Here is a 21,618-nt window from a genome sequence, read left to right as displayed (position 1 = left end):
GTCGCGGCGATACGGTCGCGCCCTTCGTCTATGCGCAGGCGCCGGTCGAGGATTTCACGATCCGGGCCAATGGCCGCGAATATGATCTCTATGATTATGTCTTCCGCAACCGGGTGGCCGGCCTGTTCATCCAGCGGCGCGGTGAAGTGATTCACGAGCGCTACGAACTCGGATTGCAGCCCGATACGCGCTGGGTGTCGATGTCGATGGCCAAGTCGATCGCGACCACGCTTGTCGGGGCCGCAATCCAGGACGGGCATATCGGCGGCGTGGAGGACATGCTGACCGATTACCTGCCCGAGTTGAAGGGCGGCGGCTATGACGGCGTCTCGATCCGCCACCTGCTGCAGATGACCTCGGGGGTCCGCTGGGACGACGAGCATGTCGATCCCCAGTCCGAGCGGCGGCACATGCTGAAGCTGCAGATCGCCCAGCAGCCGGGCGCGATCCTGCGCTACATGGCCGGGCTGCCGCGCGTTGCCGAGCCTGGCACCCGCTGGAATTATTCGACGGGAGAAACCCATGTCGTCGGCGCGCTCGTTCGCGCGGCGACGGGCAAGTGGCTGTCGGACTATCTTTCCGAACGACTCTGGTCCCGTCTCGGCATGGAGCAGGATGCCTGCTGGTGGCTCGAATCCCCCGGCGGACTCGAAGTCGCCGGCAGCGGTATCAGCGCGACGCTGCGCGACTACGCCCGCTTCGGGCGGTTCGCGATGGGAGACGGCACGATCGCGGGGGAACGCATCCTTCCCGAGGGCTGGATGGCCGAAGCGGGTAGCGCGCGCATCGTCGGCGGCGAACGGCGCGATTATGGCTATATGTGGTGGATCGTACCCGATGCGTCGGGCTCGCTCGCCGACGGCGCCTTCTCCGCGCGCGGCATCTTCGGCCAGTATGTGTACATCAATCCGAAGCGCGACCTGCTGATCGCCGTGCTGAGCTCGCGCGCCAAGCCGCGCGGATCCGAGGTGATCCTCGACAACGACTTCTTCAATTCCGCGGTGGAGGCCCTGACCGCCCATGACTGAGATCAAGATGAACAGCACGGCGCAATGGCAGGCACGCGATGCCCGCCATCACCTTCACTCCTTCACCGATCCCGGGCTGATCCTCGAACAGGGCTCGCGCATCATCGTGCGGGGCGAGGGCTCGCATGTCTGGGACAGCGACGGCCGCAAGATCCTGGACGGCATGGCCGGGCTGTGGTGCGTCAACATCGGCTATGGCCGCACCGAACTGTCCGACGCCGCCAAGGCGCAGATGGACAGGCTTCCCTATTACAACAATCACTTCCAGAGCGCGGTGCCGGCGATGATCGAGCTGGCCGAGCGGCTGGCCGGCCTCACCCCGGCGGGGCTCGATCATTTCACCTTCGCCAATTCGGGCTCCGAGGCGAATGACGTGATCGTCCGTCTCGCGCGTTACTATTGGAAGCTGCTGGGCAAGCCGGGCAAGCGCACGATCATCAGCCGCACGCTCGCCTATCACGGCTCCACCGTCGCGGGCGTCAGCCTGGGCGGTATGCCGGCGATGCACGGCATGGACAACGGCACCTTGCCCGAATTCGCGCATGTCGAGCATCCCCACTGGTATGTGAACGGCGGGGATCTCGCGCCCGCCGACTATGGCCTCAAGGCGGCCCGCGCGATCGAGGAGAAGATCCTCGAACTCGGGCCGGACAATGTCGCCGCGTTCATCGCGGAGCCCGTGCAGGGCGCAGGCGGCGTGATCGTGCCGCCCGAGACCTATTGGCCCGAAGTGCAGCGTATCTGCCGCGCGTACGACGTGCTGCTGATCGCCGACGAAGTGATCTGTGGCTTCGGACGTACCGGCGCCTGGTTCGGTTCGCAGACCTTCGGCATCGAGCCCGACTTCATGCCGATGGCGAAGGGCATTTCCTCCGGTTACCTGCCGATTGCGGCGGTGGCGCTGCACGACCGAATCTTCGACGTGATCGCCAAGGGCGGCCTATGGCCGCACGGCTATACCTATTCGGGGCATCCGGTCTCCTGCGCCGTGGCGCTCGCCAATATCGAGATCATCGCCGGCGAAGGGCTGGTCGAGCGGGTGCGCGACGATATCGGGCCCTATTTCCAGGCGAGCCTTCAGGCGCTGGCCGATCGGCATCCGCTGGTCGGCGAGCGGCGCGGGGTGGGGCTGATGGCTGCACTACAGCTCGTCCGCGACAAGGCGACACGCACCGTCTGCACGATGGAAGACAATGCCGCGATCCTGACGCGCGAGGCCTGTTACGCCGATGGGCTGATCGCCCGGGCGGTCGGCCAGTCGATGGTGTTGAGCCCGCCTTTGGTGATCACCCGCGGCGAAGTGGACGAACTGATGGAAATCCTCACGCGCGCACTCGACGGCACGGCGCGGACGCTGGGGTTGATGTGAGATGACGATGCACCCCGATCTTTCTCCCGCGGGCAACGCGCTGCTCGCCCGCACCCTGGCCTATGGCAAGCGGGCCGATGTCGCCGCCACCTTCGCGGTCCACAATCCCGCTGACGGGAGCTTCATCGGCGACGTGGCCGATATGGGCGCCCCGGAGACCCAGCGGGCGATCGACGCGGCCAAGGCGGCATTCCCGGCCTGGGCGGCGCGGACGGCACGCGAGCGCGCGGACATATTGCGCGCGTGGTTCCGGCTGATCCTGGAGAACCAGGAGGCGCTGGCGGAGATCCTGACGCTCGAACAGGGCAAGCCGCGCGCTGAGGCGCTGGGCGAGATCGTGTTCGGCGCCAATTTCATCGAATGGTTCGCCGAAGAGGGCAAGCGCCTCTATGGCGACATCGTGCCCACCCATGCGCCGGACAAGCGCTGCCTGGTGCTCAAGCAGCCGATCGGCGTCGTCGGCGCGATCACCCCGTGGAACTTCCCGAGTTCGATGATCACGCGCAAGGTCTCGCCCGCGCTCGCGGCGGGCTGCACGATCGTCGTCAAGCCGGCCGAGGACACACCGCTTTCGGCGATCGCGCTTCAGCTGCTGGCCGAGGAGGCGGGTTTCCCGGAAGGCGTGATGAACATCGTCACCGCGAAGCGCGCCGAAGCCGTTGCCGGAGTGCTCACCGCGAGCCCGGACGTGCGAAAGCTTTCCTTCACCGGCTCGACCCGGGTCGGCAAGATCCTGATGCGGCAATGTGCGGATACGGTGAAGAAGCTGTCGCTCGAACTGGGCGGGAATTCGCCGTTCATCGTGTTCGACGATGCCGATCTCGATGCGGCGGTGGCGGGCGCGATGGCGACCAAGTTCCGCAACGCCGGCCAGGCCTGCGTCGCCACCAACCGCATCTATGTGCAGTCCGGCGTGCGCGCCGCCTTCGTCGAGAAGCTCCGGGCGGCGATGGAGGATCTGCCGGTCGGGCCCGGGCTGGAAGCCGACACCAGGATCGGCCCGCTGATCAACCCGGCGGCGGTTGCCAAGGTCCAGGAACTGGTCGGGGATGCGCTCGGCAAGGGGGCCGAGGCGGTGCTCGGCGGCACGCCGCATCCGCGCGGCGGCCTGTTCTTCGCGCCGACCCTGCTCGTCGACGTGCGGGCGGACATGGCGATCGCCAGCACGGAGATCTTCGGCCCGGTCGCCGCCGTCTATGGCTTCGAGACCGAGGCCGAGGTGATCGCCGCGGCGAACGACACGCCTTACGGCCTGGCGGCATTCCTCTGGACCCGCGACATCGGCCGCGTCTTCCGTGTCGGCGAGGCGCTCGAATATGGCATGGTGGCGGTCAACGAGACGCTGACCTCGAACCCGGCGACTCCGTTCGGCGGGGTCAAGGAATCCGGCCTGGGCCGCGAAGGCTCGCGCTACGGCCTCGAGGATTTCGTGGAAATCAAATATCTTGCCCTGGGAGGCATCTGATGGCGACCGCATCTCTCCATGCCTCGGAGCTTGCGTCCGACAATGCCGGTCTCGCGGTCCGGCGGGCTGCTGCGGTGCCGAACGGTATCGTCAGCGCAACGCCGGCCTATGCCGCCCGCGCGCGCAATGCCGAAGTCTGGGACGTCGACGGCAATCGCTATATCGATTTCGTCGCCGGCATCGCCGTGTGCAGCACCGGCCACTGCCATCCCAGGGTGATCGCCGCTGTGCAGGACCAGCTGGAGCGCTTCACCCACACCTCCTTCCAGGTGCTGCCCTATGCGCCCTATGTCGCGCTCGCCGAACGGCTGAACGCGCTGGTGCCGATCGACGGAGCGGCGAAGACCCTCTTTTTCAACAGCGGCGCGGAGGCAGTTGAGAATGCCGTCAAGATCGCCCGCCACGCCACCGCCCGTAGCGGCGTAGTGGCCTTTGCCGGCGCGTTTCACGGCCGCACGCTGATGACGACGGCGCTCACCGGCAAGGCGATGCCCTACAAGCGCGGCTTCGGCACCCTGCCCGGAGATGTCTGGCGGGTCCCATTCCCGATCGCTCACTATGGCGTTTCCGTGCAGGACAGCCTCGATGCCCTCCACACCCTGTTTCGCACCGATGCCGATCCTGGCTCGATTGCCGCGATCATCATCGAGCCGGTGCAGGGGGAAGGCGGCTTCCACGTCACGCCGCCCGAACTGCTGCGGGCGCTACGCGCGATCTGCTCCGAGCATGGCATCCTGCTGATCTGCGACGAGGTGCAGACTGGCTTCGCCCGTACAGGCAAGCTGTTCGCGGTCGAGCATAGCGGTATCGCGCCGGATATCGTGACCATGGCCAAGGCGCTGGGCGGCGGCTTCCCGATCGCGGCGGTTACCGGCCGGGCGGACCTGATGGACAGCGTGCACGGCGGTGGGCTCGGTTCGACGTTCGGCGGTGCGCCGACCAGCTGCGCGGCCGCTCTCGCCGTGCTCGATGTCATCGAGGAGGAAGGGCTGATCGAGCGTGCCAACGCGATCGGCGGAAAGCTGCGCGCGCGTTTCGAGGCATGGACTGGCCGAGAAGACCTGATGCCGATCGGCCATGTGCGGGGGCTCGGCGCGATGATGGCGTTCGACCTCGTCAAGGCCCGTGGATCCGATGCGCCGGACCCGGAGGCGGCGCGCAACGTGGTCGCCCGGGCATTCCAGCTTGGCCTGGTGGTTATATCCTGTGGCATCCATGGCGAGACTGTGCGGCTGTTGATGCCCTTGACCGTTTCGGACGACGTGCTGCTGGAAGGGTTGGACCGGCTTGAACAGGCGCTGGCTGTGCACTGATCCGCGCCGACGCAGCCGTGGCCACTGACAAGGACACGCGGCTTGGACAAGAAGACCGGCCTAGAGCATGCTGTTGTTTGGTGGAATCGGGATTCCCTTGTTTGGACTGATATGATTCAACGTCCGTGCTGGAGGCGCGGATGACACGACCTTATTCGGAAGATTTGCGGAAGCGTGCGCTGGCGCGTTCGGACGCGGGTGAGGCGGACCGGTCGATTGCCGAGGCGCTTCAGATAGCGCCGTCGTGCTTGTCGAAATGGCGCAAGCTCCGCCGTGAGACAGGCGCGCTCAAGCCGGGGAAGATGAACGGCCACAAGAAGCGGACGCTGAGCGGGGATACGGCACAGTGGCTTCGAGAGCGGACCAAGGCGGGTCCGTTCACCACGCGCCAGTTGACAGCCGAGCTTGTCGCGCGGGGGATCAAGACGGATCGTCGGGCGGTATGGACGTTCCTCCACACAGGGGGGCTGAGCTTCAAAAAAAACAGTGCTTCCGGCCGAGCAGGATCGGCCTGACGTTGCGAGGCTGCGCCAGCGCTGGAAGGCTCATCAGGGCAGGATCGACCCCAGGCGCCTCGTCTTCATCGACGAGACATGGGTCAAGACCAACATGGCGCCGCTCAGAGGCTGGGCACCAAAAAGGCAGCGACTTTGCGCCAAGGCGCCGTACGGGCGTTGGCAAACGCTGACGTTCATCGCAGGCCTGCGCCATGATCGGGTCGATGCACCTTGCGTGATCGACGGACCGATCAACGGCATGCTCTTCACGGCCTATGTCGAGCAGTTCCTCGCGCCAACGCTGGCACCAGGCGATATCGTGGTGCTCGACAATCTCGGCTCGCACAAAGGCAAGCCAGCCAGGACCGCCGTCCGCGCGCGGCGCACATCTGATCTTCCTGCCGCCCTATAGCCCTGACCTCAATCCGATCGAGCAACTGTTCGCCAAGGTCAAACACTGGATGCGCCACGCACAGGAACGTGGCCACGACGCTACGTGGCGTGGTGTCGGGCAGCGAGGTGGCTGCCCGGATCGAGCATCTCCAGGACCGGGACATCCCAGCCGAGCAGATCGACGAACACCTCTTTTCGCGCCGCGAACATGTTCCTGAACGCCGTGTCACAGGGCGCGGACGCCATACTATCGAACAAACCGATCATCGTGCCTCTTTCAAAAGATTGAGGCCAAGCATCCGCAGTCCACAGTAGGGGATGCTCGCGGTATTCCCAGAAATGGGGGTGCCGGGACCGGGCGCCGCCGGCTTGAGTCGGTCAAATCCGCTTTGTCGATGATGTGATGATGTGGATAGGGAGGAGCGCCTCCGCACCGCGCCTCGAACGCACGAGGGCAGCCAATGCCCGTCGGTCGGCGCGCGAGATACTGATCGAGATCTACAGCATTTGTTCGTTCGTTTGGCCCGGCCTCCCGGTCGATGTGCCGCCAGCCGAGCGAACTCGGACGATCTGACATCAGCTATCGCCTCGACCAGAGCGGGCGGTTGGATTGAGCTAACGCCTATGCGTGGATCAAGCGGCGCGATTCTCCGCGCTCGCGTGCGAGGCCATCTGGGCGCGAAGATAGTCGTATTCGTGGTCGTCTCCGCGCGCCAGTTTCGTAATCTCGTGCCGACGGTCGATTTCGTCGATCACAGACTGCGCGTCGCCGCCCCGGCCCAATTCCACCTTTGCAACGCCTTCATAAATCCGGCCCATCAAAGGCAACTGATAGCTCTCGCGGATATCCCCCAGGACATCGGAAACGCGGTCGAACACCTCGGCGAGGCGCGGCGGAGAGTCCGAGACCTCCTCCTCGAAATAGTGCCTGAAAAGTTCTGCACCCAGGCGGTTGATCGCTGCCTGACCTGCAATCGCGGCGACGAGCGGCTGGACCTCGCCACTGCTCAGATAGTTGTTGATCAGGACTTCCAGGCTGGCGTCGAGCTCTTGAGTCTGGCTGTCAAAGGCACTCTTGACGTCGTCCTCGGGAACCAGCGGTTTGCGGCGGCGACTTTTTGCGGGTCGACGCGACGATGCTGAACTGATCGACCATCTGGACGATGCACGCGGACAGAATAAGCGTCGCACGCTCGATAGAGTCCCGCTCGAGGATAAGGCTGTCGCGGTGCCGATAGGCCAGATTTGCGTTGAGCTCATCGCGAGCGATGGCGATTTCTCGCTCGGATCGAAGCTGCATGCGAAGGCAGACTGCCTTGCAGTAGCGAGCTTCGCGAGCGACCTCGGATCGAGGGTCCTTGCGAGTTGCGGTCCGGATGCAGATTTGCGCGCACGAGATCGCCAACTCCCATGAGCCCATGACCATATAGATAACCGCGGCCAAGAGCTGGGTGCTCGGTTCTTTCCAGTCCTCCCGGAGCGCCTCGGATATGCGCTTGGCCACCGGAGAGGCTGTGCCGTTCACCCGCCCGAGATGATCGAGGAGGTCGTCCAAGGTTTGGATCTGACGAAAATACTGGGCATCTCGGCGACGGACTCGCTGAAGCACATCCAATCCGGGCGGGAAGCTCAATGGCGCCCTTCGCTCGCGACCTATTCCGCCATTTTGCAGCATCTCGACCAGCCGATCGAAGCTCTGAATGGCGATATGCCGGGCGTGATCCTCCTCGATACCGCTGATTGTGCGATGGACCGTCTTGTACACGGCCAGAGCCAGGTCATCGCTTTCGAAATATCGTGCGATCTCCTCATCGGAAGGTTCGAGATCGGCTTCCTTCCCGAACATGCTGACGTTCGCGATCGCGATACGCTCCGCAGCGTTGGACCATCGGTCGATATTGTCTCTAAGGTTCCAATGTCGGGCCCACCGCAGATCGGAGGTCTCGCTCCCGCCAATCTGATCGTCCTGCGGAAAGAGTGCTTCGACCGCATTCTCCACGTCAAGGAATACGCGCCGGATTTCACCGCCCACCTTGTCGAACGAGGTCGACGCGCGGTGCATCGACGAGAAGTTCAGCAAAGGGCTCTGTTGCAAAAATCGTGAAGCTTGAGCATGCTTGGCGGAGATTGGACGGACGGAACGATGACGGATTTCAAGTGGCGCCATTTCCAGGGTGATGTGATCCTGTGGGCGGTGCGCTGGTATTGTCGCTATCCGATCAGCTATCGCGACCTTGAGGAAATGCTGGCGGAACGCGGCATTTCGGTCGACCATACGACGATCTATCGCTGGGTCCAGTGCTACGCCCCGGAGATGGAGAAGCGGCTGCGCTGGTTCTGGCGGCGTGGCTTTGATCCGAGCTGGCGCCTGGATGAAACCTACGTCAAGGTGCGGGGCAAGTGGACCTACCTGTACCGGGCAGTCGACAAGCGGGGCGACACGATCGATTTCTACCTGTCGCCGACCCGCAGCGCCAAGGCAGCGAAGCGGTTCCTGGGCAAGGCCCTGCGAGGCCTGAAGCACTGGGAAAAGCCTGCCACGCTCAATACCGACAAAGCGCCGAGCTATGGTGCAGCGATCACCGAATTGAAGCGCGAAGGAAAGCTGGACCGGGAGACGGCCCACCGGCAGGTGAAGTATCTCAATAACGTGATCGAGGCCGATCACGGAAAGCTCAAGATACTGATCAAGCCGGTGCGCGGTTTCAAATCGATCCCCACGGCCTATGCCACGATCAAGGGATTCGAAGTCATGCGAGCCCTGCGCAAAGGACAGGCTCGCCCCTGGTGCCTGCAGCCCGGCATCAGGGGCGAGGTGCGCCTTGTGGAGAGAGCTTTTGGCATTGGGCCCTCGGCGCTGACGGAGGCCATGGGCATGCTCAACCACCATTTCGCAGCAGCCGCCTGATCGGCGCAGAGCGACAGCCTACCTCTGACTGCCGCCAATCTTTGCAACAGAGCCCAGGTCCTGGTTTAGGCCGATCCGCGTCGAGTGCGCGCTGATTCCCTTCAGCAGCCGAGCCAGATCCTCGGCCGTGAGATCGGGCAGCGCGCCGAGATCGAACGCGCGCCGGATGATCGACCGGAAGATCGGCCCGATCGACCCGGGGTGCAGCGCCACGCTGCCGATGTCATATTCGACGCGCGCCTTCACCGCCGGTTTGGAGAGCGTCTTGCGCAGATCCCAGGTTTCTCGCCCCGAAATGCTGTCGATCGACCGACCCCGCACGGCGGGGCGTTTCTTGTAGCGCCGCACCTGCACCCGCCGGAACAGCGGCCCCGCCGTGATCCCGGCTGCTTCGGTCCAGGCCGCGATCGCCGCCACAGTGCGTGGGCTCAGATAGGCGGTTGCCCCCTCCCCCGTCCTGATCGCCCTTGCTGCGCAGTATCTGGAGCAGGCGCGCCTCGGGGTCAATCGCTTCCTCGATATGCTCGACCGTGACCGCGACCAGCTCAGAGGCGCGGAGGCCGGTGTCATAGGCAGCCGACAGCAAGGCGCGGTCGCGCAGCCCTGGTAGGTCGTCCCCACAACTCTCGAGCAGCGCGCGGATGTTGAGCCCCCGCGCCTTGTCGCGCTCGACGTCGCGCACGGGGCCCTTGAACCGCAAAGGTCGCGCCTGCTTCTGCGCCGTGCCCTTCTCCCGTCGCACCGCTGCGAACCGAAGTTTCACCAGGGGTGCCGATGTCGGGTCCTTGAGGTCAAGCAGCAGGTGGATCTTGGCGATCGACGCCTTGTAGCGGCCAAGCGACGCTGGCTTGCTCCCCTTCTCCGCGCGCGCATCAAGATAGTCCGCCACGATTTCAGGCGATGCCGGGAGGGCGACACAGCTGTGCCGCCGGCACCAGAGGTCGAATGCCTCGAGGTCGGACTTGAGCGCGCGGATGCTGTGCGGCGAGGATGCCGCTTGGTACGCGGCGATCAGCGGTTCGTTGACAACAGTGCGCTCGACCGCGTGCATCTTCACCACCGCCCAGCAGAGATCATCAGCCGGAGCCGGCGGCGCTGGCGTAGTTTCTCCTGCAATCAGGGCATTATCGTCGAGGGGCGCCCGGTGATCCATCGCCGTGATGCGTAGCCCACCCTATAAAGAGGCGTCAATTCCGCTTATGTGATAAGGGCAATTATCGCGTGTCCATATTCTGATAAGGATAGGCAAGGAAACCAACTGCTGACTTTGGTTTCTTATTCTGGCATGCACAGACCGATGGAAAATCATGGCTTCCCCGAACTTGCGCGGACAATGCTGCTGCTCGGCCGCCTCGACGGGCGCCTACAGAACAGCCCGGTCACGGACATTTTCCTCGCGCGCGCGCGTCTAAGCGGTGCCGTAGCGCTGGCCGGCCTCGCCGCGTCCCGATTGACGTTCGATCCCTCCAGGACTGGATTGCGGGCAGGAGCCCCCCTCCACGCGCCTCTGAGGGCCTGAACGACCCCATCTCGGTCGCCGCGGTCTTCCATCTCGCGCTTACCCGCGACGAAGATGTGATGGACCGCATCAGCCTGGCCACGCTCCACACGTTGCGCTCGGTTCTCGATGACCGCGCCGAGGCTGCGGCCTATGGAAGTGACGACCTCGCCCACTTCGGGCCTCTGTGGCGCCAGATCAAAGCTTCGGCTGACGAGCCATTTCCGTTAGCGGACCTTTTGTCCATTGCGGAGCGCGTCTTCGCGCTCGCTGCCCTCACCGAACCTGCGCCAGCGTCGTCGGCTGACGTCGTTAGCTTCGACGGGCGGTCGTTCGAACTTCCACCACGTCAGCGCGACCGACTTTGGCTGATCGCCGTTGCCGTACCACGGATGCTTTTTCGCGCCGGCTTCACCTCGCGGGTCATCCCGTCGCTGGTCTTGTTGCCCAAGTTTCTGCCGCCCTCCCCCGCCGAGCTAGCGGAAATTCTAGCGGTCGCGATTGGCCGCGCGGCGCGTGCCAGCCTTCGCGAGCTCGATGCGATCGAACGTGCCGCCTCGAGAACGCTGAGCGATCACGGCGTCACCAAGAGGAGCAAGGCTCCTCTCCTCGCCCGACTCCTGCTATCCTATCCCGGCCTGCAGCCTGCAGCTGTCGCACGTCTCCTTGGCGTGACGCCCCAGGGCGCCCGCAAGCTCCTTGCTACGTCGGGTAGTAGCGCTGCTCATGGCGAGCGACCTCGGCATCCGTCAACTTCGACCTAAGTTCCTTTCGGACTTCGTGGCGACCAGGCTTCAGCCATTCGGCCTCATCATCGGTCACGCTGGACGGAGAATATTGATGCCACAGGAGATACCGCGCGGCGATGACCTGCGGATCGTGACGGATTTCCAGGTTGGGGTCGCTGAGCTTCAGAGCTTGGCCACAGCGGCCGATCGCGCTGTTCGCGACCCAGAGGATCAAGTCTGGATTTACCCACGTGATGGTCTCGCGACAGACATCGTCAGGCTTCCCGTTCCAGTCCCGGACCGCCAGCACCACCATCTTTTCCATGCGTATGTCGTGCCGGAAGATCATGCTGCGCTTCTGGCCACCGCGCTCGATCGACGAGAACGCTGCGTCGTGCATCAGTCCATTGCGCATCATGTAGAGCGCATGCATCTCATCGGCCGAAAGGGTTCCCCACGGCAGCGGAAAGTGATGTAGCGCTCGCTTTATTGGGGCGTTCGCCGGCGGCTCTCCAGAGATCGTTTCACTGAACCCATAGCTCTGCCGATCTGGTCGAGGATGGCGAAGGCCGCGAGCAGCGGCACGATCATTTGTGTGTTGCTCTGCTCCCGCGCACTGTTCATCTCCCGCTGCGCTCTGAGCAGCGTCGAGATGTGTAGAAACGGGGGGCGTTCCCTGCGCGATCGTTCCATCGCCCCCGACTTCCAGCAAATGGAGCCAGGCAACCTTTTCGTCCGGTAGCAGCGTGGGATTATGCATGGTGTCAGGGCCGGGAGCGGTCATGTGGTTCCTAACTGGTATCGTCCCAAGGGCATTCGATGTCGGCTAGCCAAGCAACCCTTCGATCGCCTTCAGCAGCTCAGCCGGCGTTGCATCGGCCTTTGGCGGAACCTTGATCGTCAATCCCCCTCCCCTCGCCTTCGAGTAGCGCAGGATGACCTTGCCGCCATTTCCGGTAATCTCCTTTTCCGCAACGCTTTTTGCGGCAGGGGCGACGGTAGCCTTGACGAGCCGCTTGGCAACTTCCGGCCCGCTGATCTTCACGCCTTCACGCGAACGCTCTTCTTCGATCCGCTCGGCCTCTTCACGCATCTTGGCGAGCGACTTTGCGTCGCCCGCAAGCGGCTTGATGTCGCGGGCAACCCGAACGGTGATGTCATGCGTATCGGAGAATGCAGCGACCAATTCCTCGGGCAGCCGCGCAACGTCTAAAAGACGGCTCAACCAGGATTTCGACAGGTTGAGATGCTCTGCCATCTGCGACTGCGAGCCTTCGTAGAACTCGGCGAGGGCGATCGTGTATTCCTTCGCTCGTTCCCAATCCGAAATATCTTTACGCGAGCGATTCTCAACGTCTGAAACGCGGAAGGCTTCCTCGTCCGTGACGGTCTGGATCGTCACCAGATACTCGTACTCGGGATGGTGATGCGCGCGGAGCCACTTCACCGTCCACCAGCGCCGCACGCCGGCGATGATCTCGTAATCGAACTCGGGATCGCCCTTTAGCCTGCGGACGATTGCTGGAATCCGCTGCTTCTTGGCCGATAGAAAAGAGTCGATCAGGTCGCGGCAGCTGTCCTCGGATAAATGATCGAGGTCGCGGTTGTGCATCCGCCAGGGACGACATTTCGCAGGGTCCACCCACTCGGTTCGGTCCGCCACAGACTTGCCCGTGGCAAGACGCGCCAGTGTCTGGCTGCGGCTTGCCATGATGCCCTCCGCAGGGTTCGACTTATCGAGATTTTCCTCGTCGTCGAGGCCATCTGTGAACTGCGAGCCGAAGCCCTTGTTTCCCTTGCTCATCGGCTCATTCCTTCTTCATTCTTGTCGACCGCAAACCCCGCCCCGAGGCCAGAGTTGCCACGTGGCAACTCGCTCGCTTTTGCTATGCTTGAGGGAGGTATTTCCGTCCGATTGTATCGCATCATTGCCTCGCCTAATCGCTTGTTTTAGCTTGTTTTTGTCTCAAGTTGCCACGTGGCAACAGTTCCGAATCCGGCTGCCGGCGCTCCATGATCTGACTGAGCAATTCGTTCCGGATTTCCACGCAGTTGCCACGTGGCAACCGGCCTCAAATCCCCTGCCCTGCCCTGCTTGCCCAGGTCCGCAAAACGTCTTGCTCGATGTCGTGGCAGACCTCCGTCAGATGCTTCATGCAGCGGTTATAAACTTCGTGCGAAGTGACTGGCTTCTCGAGCTCGAACACCGTCTTCATGCGTGAGCTCGCATTGTCGATCTCGGCGCTCGTCACCATCACGGACTGGGTCATTGAACCGCCGAAAACCTGCCGCATCATCGACAGCACCTCGCGGTGCATCGACTTGCTTTCATCTACGCGGCTCCCCACCAGTTTAATGAAATTATATGCGGGCCGACCGCGGCCACCAATCTCCTCCAGCTGCTTCATCGTCGTTCGCGTCATGTCGATGAACGACACGGTAGACGCGAAATCGACCAAGCTCGGCGGTACAGGGATCACCATACAGTTCGCGGCCTGAAGGACCGCCATCGACACCATACCCAGTGCGGGCGGCGGGTCCATAATGACGATGTCGTAGTCGTCGACAACCGTATCGATCGCCTCCGCTATGAGGTCGATGATCTCCATATTCTGATTCTTCGCCATGTACCCGGCGATCTCATATTCCAGATTGTACAACCGCAGGTTGGACGGGATCAGATCGAGGTTGTGGAAGTGCGTCTTACGGATGATCTTCCTAACCCCAAGCAGCTCCGGGTTATGGAAATGCCCGTAAAGGGTATCCTCCTCCTCGAGATCGACGTCAGGCCGATAGCCAAACATCATCGTCGACGATGCCTGGCTGTCGCAATCTATGAACAGCACGCGATAGCCGTGGATCGCGAAATGCTGCGCCAGGTGTAGCGCGATCGTCGACTTGCCCACGCCGCCTTTGAAGTTGCACACCGAGATGATCGCCGGCGTGTCCGTCGGCTCCCGCCACGGCCGCGTCCCAAACACTTCGCGCATATGGTCGAGCTCTTCCAGGGAGTATTGGACCCTGTGGCCCGAGCCAGTCCGATCGCGCTCGGGGAGGCGCCCGTCTCGCTCAGCCTCTCGAACTGCCGAGGCCGTTCTCCCCACCAAAGCGGCTGCCTTCGAGATAGGGAAGGTGGGTCCTCGCTTCTGACCAGTCTCGGGATCCAGCGCACTATCGCGAATCCGCTTGAGGATCGTCAGCGACTTCCTGTGCAGGACGTCGAGCCCGCCCTCGATCAGGTCATCGGGCTGGGCTAAGGAGGGATCTGTTGCCATGTTTGTCCGCTTCTGTGGGTTTGATAGACCATAGTAGCGCCCTTGGCAGTTTCGAGCAACAAAATGGCCATCAGACTTACAACTAGACCGATGATCTCCGAGCCGTTGGCGAATCGACCAGTTGTGCAGGGCCCTTCAAAAGATTCAGACCGATGATCTCGGTGCCGACTTGATGCAGATCTCAGTCGCTCAAGCGACAAAGGGCGCTGAATGGACGCCTGTGGATAACTACCGATGATCTCGGTACTTTCCGATGATCTCGGTGCAGGAAAACGATGATCTCGGTGCAGGGCGACCGATGATGTCGGAGCGCATACCTATTACTAGAATCAACCTAAGAAAAACCGATTCGCGAATCGTTTTGATTTTTCAGTTTTGAAGCGTGAAAAAGACCGGGAGGCCCCGAAAGGCACCGACATCATCGGTCGTTTTGCAGGTTTGGCGGCCATTTCCCGTCCCAAACTGCCAACGGGGTTGATTTCGCTGCTCAAACCTGTTGAGACATGCCTATCAAAACCTCCGGCAGATTCGGAGGGAAGGGCAGACCATGAATGGGGATCCGCAGAGGCCGCTTGGGCACCAGTACGCACTAGCCATGCTCAACGGCGGTGAAGAGAGCGTGCGCCGACTCGCAACTACTGCGGGTACCCAACTCACCCTCGATGCTTTTCTTCGGGTCCAGGACGAAGAACCTGTCCCCGCATTTCTCCATTCGGCCCTCTGTGCCATGTCGCTGCCGACCAAGCGACCGAAAGACGACACGCAGCCGATCGTTCGTGAAGACGGAAAATACGCGCTCGCAATCAACCCAAGGCCGGTCCTGCAAAATGTCGATGGCAAGTCGGTTATGCGAAGCCTTGGCGTGCCGTACGGTGCTTACCCCCGCGTGGCGCTGATCTATCTCCTGTCGCAAGCCGTCATGAAGCAATCGCGTGATGTTTATCTCGGTCGCAACTTCACCGAATGGATGCGGCGACTGGGCTATCAGACGGTCTCCTACGGCCCCCGCGGTACTGCCAACCTCATGCGGGAGCAGGTCGATCGGCTGCTCGCCTGTGAGTGGCAGATCCGGTGGGATGGTACAGATACCGACGACAACGCCTTTGCAGTCCGCGACGTGAAAATCTCGAACGAATATGCAGGATCGCTCGACAAGAATGGCTCATTTGCGCGTGAAATCCGTATGTCGGAGGCCTTTTACAGCCACCTCGTCGATCACGCCGTGCCTCTGAACGAAGTCGCTATCCGGGAACTAAAGGGCACGCCAACCGCGCTCGACCTCTACACATACCTTGCATATCGGCTTCCGCGAATCGGCTCGGACAAAGGGCAGGTCATTTCCTGGGACCAGCTCGCCAAGCATCTGGGCAACGAGGCCGACAGCAAGCGTTTCCGGCAGACCGTCCGGGAGACGATGCAGATCGTGTCCGCCGTCTATCCGAACGCAAATGTGGATCTCTCGGGCCGGAAAGTGGTGTTGCACCCGTCGCCCGCGCCGATGGAGCGCAAGCTCGTCGGGCCTCACCTCCGATTGGTGGGACCCGCCGCATCAGAAACGGCACCGAGATCATCGGTCAAAGAGCGCCGCGAGGTGCCGGTTGTGCCCTCCAAGGATGCTGAGCCGCTCCTCGCGTTCCCGACGGGGTCATTGGCCTATGGCACCCGCGAGGCCGTGTTTCGTCAGATTGGTCTCACCAAAGGAAAACCCTGGGCGGTGGACGATATGGCGACAGCTTTTCGCAAGGGATGTCCAAATTTCGCCAAACCGCGCACCGACAGCGAGTGGCTCCGCGTCTGGGAGGCTTTTGTCATCAGCTACGCCGAGCGCAGAGCGAATCGGCCTGACGACTGACCGATGATCTCCGAGCCGTTCCTGCGAACGCGCCGGCGAGGGAGTCTGTCCGCAAAGATCGACGGGGAAAAGGGGAGGGGGCCCGAGCTGGTAAGCAGGAGGTAGGATCATGCCGCTTACAGCCAAACGGCCCTCTCAAGAACTTGTCGATATCGTCGGTGCGCTAGGCGGCACCTGGAGCGGTCATGTCGCGATGTGTCGGTGCCCAGCGCACGCTGACAGCGATCCAAGCCTTTCCATCCGCCAAGGCGACAGAGGCATCCTCGTCACCTGTTTTGCCGGATGCTCCCGAGAAGATGTGCTTCGCGAGCTCCGGCGTGTTCGCCCTGGCCAGCATTACGCGCTCCCTGATCCCGCGCGCGCTCCGCGCCCTGCAAACGTAGAGCGGATCTGGGATCAGGCCGTCGACGTGCGTGGGACACTCGCCGAGCGCTATCTGGCGCGCCGCAACCTACTGCTGCCGCCGCCGCCGGACATCCGCTTCCATCCACGCTGCCCATATCTACCGAAACCTAAAACGGCGTTTCTTCCGGCGCTGCTCGTAGCGGTTCGCGAGGTCGGGAAGCTCGTCGCGATCCAACGGATTTTTCTCGATAGCGAAAGCGCCGACTATACTCGCAAAGTCATGCTTGGCACGCCGCTGTCCGGCGCATGGCGGGGCAGGGCAGGGGGCGCGACCCTCGCGATCGCGGAAGGATTCGAGACTGCGACGCCTTCACGCGACTGAACGACATTCCTTGCTGGGCCTCACTCGGGGCGCGGCGCCTTGATCAACTCGTCATACCCACGAGCGTCACGACCCTGTTCATCGCCGAAGACAATGATCCGGAAGGCCGGCGCGCTGCAGTACAGGCTCAAGAAGAATATGCGCGAGATGGGCTCGATATTCGTCGCTTCCCGCCGCCGCCCAAATTCAAGGATTGGGCGAAGGTGCTCGATGGCCAGTCGTTGCTGCAAACCCGGAGTTGACGCGAAAAGGGCAGGACCAATGCCGGATGTGCGCCTCTTCTTGCCAATAGACCGGTCGCGGCGGCCGGCTTCATCGGTATAGGGAAGTGATGAGATACGATAATAGCTCTGCCACAGGAGACGAAGGAGAAACCGCTGTCGAGCTGATCGTGAAGCGGTCTCTGAAATGGATTTTCCGACGTGTTTCCGGGCCAGATGTCGGGATCGACGGTATTGTCGAGCAGGTCCGGGCCAACGAAGCGACGGGTCGATGGATATCGCTGCAGATAAAGAGCGGAGACCGTTTCTTCCGGGAGAGCGGCCCGGAGGGCGTTGTTTTTCGAGATGAGAGACGGCATCTCGATTATTATCGCTCCCATCAGCTCCCCGTCGTGGTGGTCCTCCACTATCCCGGGACCGACGATGCGATCTGGCAGTGGGTTTCACCAGAAACCGTAGTCGAGACACCGAGGGGCTACAAAGTGCTGGTGCCGCACGGCCAGAAGCTGGATGCGACTGCCGCCACGGAGTGGGCTCACCGGCTGGGGCGGCGCAGCGAGAAGACCATCCCGGCGGAGTTGCAGCCGGAAACCCGCTTCAGCGATGGATCGCTATCTACCATCCACGATGTGCTGGGCCGTGCTGAACATGAACTTCTGGTGGCAGCGCCGTTCCTGTCGATGGATTTTCTGACGCTGCTGGATTTCATGGCCTCGAAGCTCTCGGTGCGCATACTTACGTCCGCCTCCACCCTAGAGCAGTCACTACTCAAGGCAATCGGCATTGAAGGTCGATTGGAAATTCGCCTTCTTGAGCATCTGCACCTCAAATCGATCTTGGTCGATCGAGAGGTCGCTTGCCTGACGACAGCCAACTTCACGCGTAAACGAACGGCCGCGGCACGCGAGGTTGTGACCATCCTCACGTCCCGCAATGTTATCGATGATATGGCTTCCCAATTCGAAGAGCTGTGGTCTCAGGCGGTCCCGCTCCAGGCGCACCAAAGCTTCCAGGGGTGAAGCTATAAGCGCGGAGAGCTGTCACGTACCACGACATCAAGGGATCACGGTTCAGGGAAGGGCACATATCGGCGCAATGACGCGTCGGGGGACCACGGCGCGAAGCGCCGGAAAAGGAGAGGGGGGTCGAGAGCGTGATGCTGCCGAGGGTGCAGCCACGCAGGAGATCCCAGATGACCGACCTCTTCCACGCGGCCAAGCGTGCCGATCATGAAGCCGCACGCCAGCTTCTTCCGCTACTGAGCTCCGGCGAGACGATCACACGACGGCACCTCAACCAAGCGATGACGGCAGCCTATGGCGGCTCCGACGCCGAAGGCCGGTGGACCCAGCGCGAGAGTTTCGAAATCCTCGAGCATGCGCTTGCCCTGCATATCCGCGCTTCAAACCTGGCCCTCACCTCGTTCGACGATGTCCGCCCGATCATCAGCCTGGTGACACGCCTCCCGACTCAGACCGTCCGCAGCGAAGAGCAGATCGAGTGGCAGCAATTCTCGACTCCGGTTGATATCGCTGCCGTTGCGATGCTCCTGGCGAACGTTCAGCCAGACGACGTGATCCTGGAGCCGAGCGCTGGAAATGGCCTTCTGGTCGCGCAGCTTGGCGCCCATCTGGCGCTCCACCTCAATGAGCTCGATCCCGCGCGCCGTGGCCGCCTTGTGGATGTCTTCCCGGCCGCGAGCGTTACCGGCCACGACGGTGCGACGCTCAACTCCTCCCTCGCCGCGATCGAGCGCCCGACACTGATCATCATGAACCCACCGTTCTCGCGCTCGCTTGGACGTGGGGCTGACGATTTTGCCGCGGTTCGCCATCTCCAGGCGGCGCTCCGCCGCTTGCGCCCCGGCGGCCGTCTCGTCGCGATCATGCCTGACTGGTTTGGACCGAGTGCCAGGATGCGTGATCAGTACGAGACGGTACTCCGCGACGTCACCGTTCGAACGGCGATCCGTCTTGAGAAATGCTATCTAAAGCACGGCACATCGATCGCGGTTCGCTTATTCGTGATCGACAAGCTGCCGGGCAAAGCGCCGCCGGCGATCATACAACGCTCTTCGGTCGCCGAGCTGATCGAAACACTGAACATCCACGAACGAGCCCCTGCTCGCGCCGACCTGCCAGCAGCCGCCCCGAGGCGCTCCAGCGGTGTCTCGATGTTTCGAGCGGTCAAGAGCAACCGGCCGGCACCGCGCGCTATCACGCGCCCGTCCGCAATCATGTGTTGCCAGTGGAGTACGCCAAGCTCGAAACGCCAGCGCCGTTGCTTGATCAGACAGGCGTCTATCTCCCCTATCGCCCGAGCCGCATCACCTTCGACAAGGCGGGCGACCACCCGACCGCGCTGGTCGAGTCCGTTGCGATGGGTTCCATCCCGGCGCGATCCCTGGTTACGTACCAAACCTCCCCGAACGCACCGTCGCTGAGCGATTGCTCTCGGCGTCACAGCTCGAGACGGTGGTCTATGCCGGTCATGCCTGGTCGCAGACCATTCCCGGGCGCTTCAAGCCCAACAAGGAAGGTGTCGGCCTCACTCTGGCGGAGGATGGCGACGCCTATCGCAAAGGCTTCTTCCTCGGCGACGGCACGGGCGCCGGCAAGGGCCGCCAAATCGCGGCCTGCATTCTCGACAACTGGCTGCAAGGCCGTAGGCGCAACATCTGGGTGACCAAGAACGCGCCGCTCCTCGAAGATGCCCGACGGGACTGGACCGCGCTTGGCGGCCTCAATGGTGACATCCAGCCTATTTCGAACTGGAAGATCGATGAGCCGATCAAGCTCGACCAGGGCGTGTTGCTGGTTACCTATCCCACATTGCGCTCGCTACGCGGCGATCACAGCCGGCTGAAACAGATTACCGAGTGGACGGGCAGCGATTTCGAAGGCGTCATCGCGTTTGACGAAGCCCATGAGATGGGCGGGGTCGCAGGCGGGGAGGGCGCTCTCGGCGCAAAGGAGGGCTCTCAACAGGGAATCTGTGGCGTCCTTCTCCAGAATCAGTTGCCCGGTGCCCGTGTGCTCTACGCCTCGGCGACCGGTGCATCCGACATCAACAATCTCGCATACGCCGTCCGCCTTGGCCTTTGGGGACCAGAAACGGCTTTTCCCGACCGTGAGCAGTTCATCAGCAGCATCCGAAAGGGCGGTATCGCGGCCATGGAGCTGGTCGCTCGCGACCTGAAGGCGACAGGCCTCTACATGGCGCGCGCGCTCAGCTTCGCCGGTGTCGAATATGACATTCTCAGGCACGAGCTGACGCCGGCCCAGATCGAGATCTACGACACCTATGCGGATGCCTGGTCGATCATCCATCAGAATATGGAAAAGGCCCTCGAACTGACGGCTGTCGTCGACGGCCTGGAGAACGCGACGCTGAATAGCGGCGCCAAAGCCTCTGCTCGCTCCCGCTTCGAGTCGACTAAACAGCGGTTCTTCGGCCAGGTTCTGCTCTCGATGAAGCTGCCGACCGTCATTGCTGCCGCTCAGCACCATCTCGAGAGCGGGCAATCGGTGGTGATGCAACTGGTGACGACAGCAGAATCGATCCTCGACCGCCGGCTAGGCGCGCTCAGCCCCGACGAGCGGGCGGACCTGGAGATTGATCTGTCGCCTCGCGATATGTGTAATGTGGAGCTCCACATTACACGGCTTCTTTGCAGTCGCAGTTTATGTCGAGCGTGGCGGCGAGAGACGCAGGTTTCCTTCGGTTTTCCATGATTTCACTCCAGATAATTACGGTTCCCTCGACCTGAACAAGTCGAAGGAACCAACATGCGATCAAGATCATTATTGTCGTTTCGAGCGGCCCGGCTCCGGGTCGAAGACCCGCCCAGTCACGACGCTCTACTCACCGCATTCCTCTCCTCTCTGTCGCTCGACGAGAGGTCAGGCAGTGCGATTCTGTTTGGCGCTGCGGCCCGTCATTTCCTGCATTGGATGGAACTGCATGGGATCGCGATCCGCACGATCGACGATCGGACCGTTCGGCGGTTCGAGAAGCATCGGTGCCGTTGCCACCGGTATTCGGCGCAGCAGCCAGTCTATAAGGCGGACATTGCAGCGCGAGTCAGGCGCTTCGTCCGCTTCCTGGAGGATCAAGGCTACGTCGGTGTCGAGACGGGATCGACGATCTGCCACGGCACCTCGCCGACTATTTCGATGGGATCGATCGCTTGCAACTCGCGCAAGGACCGGCCCAGTCCTATCGATCCGAGGCCGAGCATTTCGCGGCCTGGCTTCGCATTGCGCGACGACAATGGGCCGATATCGATGACACGATCATCGACCAGTACGGCGCGCATGATTGTCGATGTCCGGTCTGGCGCAA

16 protein-coding genes and 5 pseudogenes are annotated in these 21,618 nt (G+C 62.4%); 13 read left to right on the top strand and 8 right to left on the bottom strand.

The window, feature by feature from the left end:
* The first annotated feature begins 113 nt into the window (after positions 1-113).
* From NW75_RS20555 to NW75_RS28440, 6 genes and pseudogenes are all read left to right on the top strand, one after another.
* Positions 114-1,028 (top strand): serine hydrolase domain-containing protein, encoded by a 915-nt coding sequence (locus NW75_RS20555; protein ID WP_425262598.1) that lies wholly within the window; start codon positions 114-116, stop codon positions 1,026-1,028.
* Positions 1,021-2,397 carry an aspartate aminotransferase family protein gene (locus NW75_RS20550; protein WP_033967262.1) on the top strand — a complete coding sequence of 459 codons (1,377 nt, stop codon included), beginning with the start codon at positions 1,021-1,023 and terminating at the stop codon, positions 2,395-2,397. Before NW75_RS20555 ends, NW75_RS20550 begins: the two co-directional genes overlap by 8 nt.
* A 7-nt stretch (positions 2,398-2,404) precedes the next feature.
* The gene (locus NW75_RS20545; RefSeq protein ID WP_052192551.1) at positions 2,405-3,862 is read left to right on the top strand and encodes an NAD-dependent succinate-semialdehyde dehydrogenase; all 1,458 of its coding nucleotides are present in this window, start codon (positions 2,405-2,407) and stop codon (positions 3,860-3,862) included.
* Positions 3,862-5,175 carry a 4-aminobutyrate--2-oxoglutarate transaminase gene (gene gabT, locus NW75_RS20540; RefSeq protein WP_033967260.1) on the top strand — a complete coding sequence of 438 codons (1,314 nt, stop codon included), beginning with the start codon at positions 3,862-3,864 and terminating at the stop codon, positions 5,173-5,175. The genes NW75_RS20545 and gabT overlap by 1 nt, the downstream gene beginning before the upstream one ends.
* A gap of 140 nt (positions 5,176-5,315) precedes the next feature.
* Positions 5,316-5,690, top strand: a complete 375-nt coding sequence (locus NW75_RS28445; protein ID WP_033967269.1) for a transposase — start codon at positions 5,316-5,318, stop codon at positions 5,688-5,690.
* Between the two features lie 94 nt (positions 5,691-5,784).
* Positions 5,785-6,055 (top strand): annotated as a pseudogene (locus tag NW75_RS28440) (transposase); the annotation flags it as partial.
* Between the two features lie 109 nt (positions 6,056-6,164).
* Here the strand turns inward: NW75_RS28440 and NW75_RS27015 are convergent.
* Positions 6,165-6,332: a hypothetical protein gene (locus tag NW75_RS27015; protein WP_231565356.1), complete on the bottom strand. Its 168-nt coding sequence runs from the start codon at positions 6,330-6,332 to the stop codon at positions 6,165-6,167.
* A 366-nt stretch (positions 6,333-6,698) separates the two neighbouring features.
* A complete protein-coding gene (locus NW75_RS24740) occupies positions 6,699-7,256 on the bottom strand; it encodes a hypothetical protein (protein WP_156143095.1) in 558 nt (185 codons plus the stop codon).
* Positions 7,257-7,599: 343 nt separating this feature from the next.
* On the opposite strand from NW75_RS24740, the gene NW75_RS24735 reads away from it, so the two are divergent.
* Both NW75_RS24735 and NW75_RS20515 read left to right on the top strand, forming a co-directional pair.
* A complete protein-coding gene (locus NW75_RS24735; protein WP_156143094.1) occupies positions 7,600-8,169 on the top strand; it encodes a hypothetical protein in 570 nt (189 codons plus the stop codon).
* 39 nt (positions 8,170-8,208) lie between these two features.
* Positions 8,209-8,973, top strand: coding sequence for an IS6-like element IS6100 family transposase (locus tag NW75_RS20515; protein WP_001389365.1), 765 nt, complete (start codon positions 8,209-8,211; stop codon positions 8,971-8,973).
* Positions 8,974-9,027: 54 nt separating this feature from the next.
* Here the strand turns inward: NW75_RS20515 and NW75_RS20510 are convergent.
* Positions 9,028-10,126: pseudogene (locus NW75_RS20510) on the bottom strand (integrase); the annotation flags it as partial.
* Between the two features lie 422 nt (positions 10,127-10,548).
* Between NW75_RS20510 and NW75_RS24075 the strand changes: the two are divergent.
* Positions 10,549-11,235 (top strand): hypothetical protein, encoded by a 687-nt coding sequence (locus NW75_RS24075; protein ID WP_231565355.1) that lies wholly within the window; start codon positions 10,549-10,551, stop codon positions 11,233-11,235.
* On the opposite strand, the gene NW75_RS24730 is transcribed toward NW75_RS24075, so the two are convergent.
* The 3 genes from NW75_RS24730 to NW75_RS20485 all read right to left on the bottom strand — a co-directional run bounded on the left by NW75_RS24730 (position 11,174) and on the right by NW75_RS20485 (position 14,474).
* Positions 11,174-11,983, bottom strand: coding sequence for a hypothetical protein (locus NW75_RS24730; protein ID WP_156143093.1), 810 nt, complete (start codon positions 11,981-11,983; stop codon positions 11,174-11,176). The genes NW75_RS24075 and NW75_RS24730 overlap by 62 nt on opposite strands.
* A gap of 42 nt (positions 11,984-12,025) precedes the next feature.
* Entirely contained in the window at positions 12,026-13,003 is a 978-nt protein-coding gene (locus NW75_RS20490; RefSeq protein WP_033967251.1) for a ParB/RepB/Spo0J family partition protein, read from the bottom strand.
* Positions 13,004-13,271: 268 nt separating this feature from the next.
* Positions 13,272-14,474 (bottom strand): AAA family ATPase, encoded by a 1,203-nt coding sequence (locus NW75_RS20485; RefSeq protein ID WP_033967249.1) that lies wholly within the window; start codon positions 14,472-14,474, stop codon positions 13,272-13,274.
* A 547-nt stretch (positions 14,475-15,021) separates the two neighbouring features.
* On the opposite strand from NW75_RS20485, the gene NW75_RS20480 reads away from it, so the two are divergent.
* The 4 genes and pseudogenes from NW75_RS20480 (at position 15,022) to NW75_RS20465 (ending at position 21,008) form a co-directional block, all read left to right on the top strand.
* Positions 15,022-16,326 (top strand): replication protein RepA, encoded by a 1,305-nt coding sequence (locus NW75_RS20480; RefSeq protein ID WP_033967247.1) that lies wholly within the window; start codon positions 15,022-15,024, stop codon positions 16,324-16,326.
* A 109-nt stretch (positions 16,327-16,435) separates the two neighbouring features.
* Positions 16,436-17,295, top strand: a pseudogene (locus tag NW75_RS20475) (DUF7146 domain-containing protein).
* A gap of 89 nt (positions 17,296-17,384) precedes the next feature.
* Positions 17,385-18,293: a DUF4365 domain-containing protein gene (locus NW75_RS23225; protein WP_052192549.1), complete on the top strand. Its 909-nt coding sequence runs from the start codon at positions 17,385-17,387 to the stop codon at positions 18,291-18,293.
* Between the two features lie 173 nt (positions 18,294-18,466).
* A pseudogene (locus NW75_RS20465) lies at positions 18,467-21,008 on the top strand (strawberry notch-like NTP hydrolase domain-containing protein).
* A gap of 168 nt (positions 21,009-21,176) precedes the next feature.
* Here the strand turns inward: NW75_RS20465 and NW75_RS28435 are convergent.
* The gene (locus tag NW75_RS28435) at positions 21,177-21,389 is read right to left on the bottom strand and encodes a hypothetical protein (RefSeq protein ID WP_197057864.1); all 213 of its coding nucleotides are present in this window, start codon (positions 21,387-21,389) and stop codon (positions 21,177-21,179) included.
* Positions 21,390-21,391: 2 nt separating this feature from the next.
* Positions 21,392-21,618 (bottom strand): annotated as a pseudogene (locus NW75_RS28430) (hypothetical protein); the annotation flags it as partial.

Source organism: Sphingomonas sp. Ant H11 (genome assembly GCF_000797515.1).
Classification (GTDB): Bacteria; Pseudomonadota; Alphaproteobacteria; order Sphingomonadales; family Sphingomonadaceae; genus Sphingomonas.
The sequence above is the reverse complement of the archived record's forward strand: the minus strand, read 5'-3'. Positions and strand labels throughout refer to the sequence as shown.